Here is a 2,757-nt window from a genome sequence, read left to right as displayed (position 1 = left end):
AACAGCGGAAGCAGAGAACTTGAGAATAGCCATAGGGATGTCTTTCCGTTGGGTGTGGGAGGGTCGACCCGCGCGGGTGGCATGGCCCACGCGCGGGTCACTTGATGCATCAGGCCGCTTGCGCGACCTCGCTGACAGGCTCCGGAGTTTCCACGGTGGGCTCCGCCTCATCACAGGCGACACCCGCCGTCTGCATCATCGGCGGGCACCAGGCGGCCACGGCAGCGCGTTGCGCGTCCGTCAGTGTGGCGAAGGGTTCAGCGAAGAGCTTGTCGCAGAAGGCGACGATCTCCTTCTTGTTCGATGAGGCGAGTGTCACCGCCTCTTGGGCGAGACCCAGATCCTCGCCGAGGATCTTCAGGAGCCAGGCCTTCTTGAAGCGGTTGAAGAGCGCCGCATTCGGCGTCCAATGGGCGCGGATGTCAGGCATGATCTCGATCTCAAAGTCATGCATCAAGCTGTCGCGCTGCCGGTCCCGCGCGAAACAGGACTGCGTGGTGCTGGCGGTCGCATAGGCCACGAGCTTGGCCTTCTCACAAGCATCGAGCGCGCGAAACGCCGCGAATTGATCGGCGGGCGACCGGGCGTCGTCGAGCCAGGACAGATCGAGCGCATCATGCGCCGCCGCCACCTGCTCGAGCGAGGTCTCGTCGATCTCGTCCATCTTGCCGTGGCTGCGGTATTCCTTGCGGGCCTCGATCTTGATCGCCTGCGTGACACTCATGCCGCTGCACAGGACGTCGCTCACCATCTTGAAGAGCGTCAGATCGAGCGTGGCCTCGGGATGCAGCGCCATCGCGGCGCCAAGGGCCATGGCCCGCTCGGTCTTGAGATCCTCGGCCAGCGAGGCCGGGTAGGTGATTTCTCCAGCGTCGGTGGCTTCCTCCCCGGTGGTGTTGGTTGAGGAACTGCGCGCGCCCTCCTCTTTCACAGTGTCCTCCGGGCGGACGAGGCCCACATGGAGCGTGATCTGCCCGTTCGACCAAGACGCAATCACGCCTGCACGGGCAAGATCCTCGGCACTGTAGGCCTCCTGCAGATTGCGGGCTTCCTCTTCCAGAGCGTCCACCCGGTCGTAGAGCGCATTGTAAGCGTCGTCTTCGAGCCCCTCATCCTCCATCTCGAGCTGCAATTTCTCGAGCGCGGCGGTGATCTCATCGATGCGCTTCTGGGCAGCCTCATCCGGCTCGATCGGGCCGGGATAGACGCGGCCGTAGTCGGCCATACTCGCGTAATCATAGCGGACCATCGCATCGGCCCAAGCAAAGCCCAGCTTTATACGAGCCTCTTCGGCAGCGGCACCGAGCTTCTCGAGCAGGATGGTCTCGACCAGCGCCGCATCCTCAAGCACGGAATGCTCTTCCAGCAGATCAGCCGCGATCGCTCCGCCGCGGGCCTCATAGTCCTCGCGCACGAAGGCCCCGATATCATCGCTGACCTGCACACCGCGGGATTTGAGCGCCTGACGGACGGTGTAGGCCTGCAGGTAGCTATCTTCCTTGGTGAGCGCCTCGAAGACCTCGCGCTGCACCTCCTGGCTCGGATGCTCGGCAAAGGCCTTCATCGTATCGAGCGTGATCACCTTGGCCCGGGCCGCGGCGCGGATATCGGGATGGATCAGCCCGTAGCGCAGCCGGCCTTCCACGGCGGCAACGGTCGTGCCGAAAGTCTTAGCGATGGTCTCCGGCGTCTGGCCGTCGACTTCCATCATCCGGGCGAAAGCCTCGAACTCGTCGATGGCATTCATCGGTGCCTGGGTGATGTTCTCGGCAAGCGACAGTGCCGTAGTGACGTCGCAGTCTTCCGGCACGAGGCGGCAGTCCACCTTGGTCTTCGCGGTGAACCCCTTCGCGGCCTTGTCGGCAACCAGTTCCTTCAGCGCGGCGTTGCGCCGGCCACCGGCAAGAACGGCGTATTTGTTGTCGAGCTTCTGGACGAGGAGCGGCTGCAGGAGGCCCAGTACAGCGATGCTGGCTTTCAGATGGGCGATGTTCTCGGGGTCGTAGGTTTCCGGCGCGTTGCTGCGCACATTGGCGGGATGCGGGACCAGATCGCCGATGGCGACGGAAACGGGTTTGAAGCTTGTGGTCATGGGATGTCCTTCTCGAATGGTGAGGTGTGGCCCGCGCCCTCGCGCGTAACCAATCCCCGGCTTCGGGGATCACGACCACAGAAGGCCCGCTTTGCCTTTTAGGGGGCAGCGGGCCTTCCATGTCGGAGGTGTAGGACTTGAGACTCCCCCTGCCCTACCAGTCGCGCGCCAGCATGATCGTCAGCACGCGCATGGTGGTGGCGGGGTTGTCGGGGCTCTCAGCCCCGTAGCGGAAATCCGAATCTGCCTCATAGAGATCGATTTTCCAGAACACGGTCTCGCCCCGGATCTCGACCGCCCCGAAATCGTGCCATCCCTCGGGATCATTCTCAGGCTCGAATGTATCGAACGCACCGGTGGCCTTCACCGCCTCGGCCATGAAGCCGTCACCGGCCTCCATAAGCGCGCGGGTGACATGCATGCGGCCCTGGATGGGCTGCGCGGGCGGCACCCCAAGGCACGCGAGCTTGCGAAACGCGTCGTTTTGCGCCGCGATCACGGTCGGATCCGGAAGGTCTGGCTGGGGTTGAACATTCATGGACATGGGGATCTCCTTTGAGAGGTTTGAAACACCCTTCTCAAAGCCCACTTCCGTAATGGGGCGGGCCTCTGTCAAGGGTTTCGGGCAAGTCAAAAATCCCGGCGAAGATCTCATTCTTCACCGA

2 protein-coding genes are annotated in these 2,757 nt (G+C 63.1%); both read right to left on the bottom strand.

Features of this window, described 5'->3' with window-relative positions:
- Positions 1-109: 109 nt before the first annotated feature.
- Positions 110-2,092, bottom strand: a complete 1,983-nt coding sequence (locus RBB32_RS21200; RefSeq protein WP_306155749.1) for a ParB/RepB/Spo0J family partition protein — start codon at positions 2,090-2,092, stop codon at positions 110-112.
- A gap of 154 nt (positions 2,093-2,246) precedes the next feature.
- Positions 2,247-2,636 carry a DUF3768 domain-containing protein gene (locus tag RBB32_RS21195; RefSeq protein WP_306155748.1) on the bottom strand — a complete coding sequence of 130 codons (390 nt, stop codon included), beginning with the start codon at positions 2,634-2,636 and terminating at the stop codon, positions 2,247-2,249.
- Positions 2,637-2,757: the final 121 nt, after the last annotated feature.

It is taken from the genome of Roseovarius sp. MMSF_3281 (assembly GCF_030733685.1).
Taxonomy (GTDB): Bacteria; Pseudomonadota; Alphaproteobacteria; order Rhodobacterales; family Rhodobacteraceae; genus Roseovarius.
Note: the sequence above shows the minus strand (reverse complement) of the source record. Positions and strands in the feature narration are given on the sequence as shown.

Excerpts from the sequence above, each read along its gene's own strand:
- RBB32_RS21200 (WP_306155749.1), bottom strand. The coding sequence starts at position 2,092 with ATGACCACAAGCTTCAAACCCGTTTCCGTCGCCATCGGCGATCTGGTC.
- RBB32_RS21195 (WP_306155748.1), bottom strand. The coding sequence starts at position 2,636 with ATGTCCATGAATGTTCAACCCCAGCCAGACCTTCCGGATCCGACCGTG.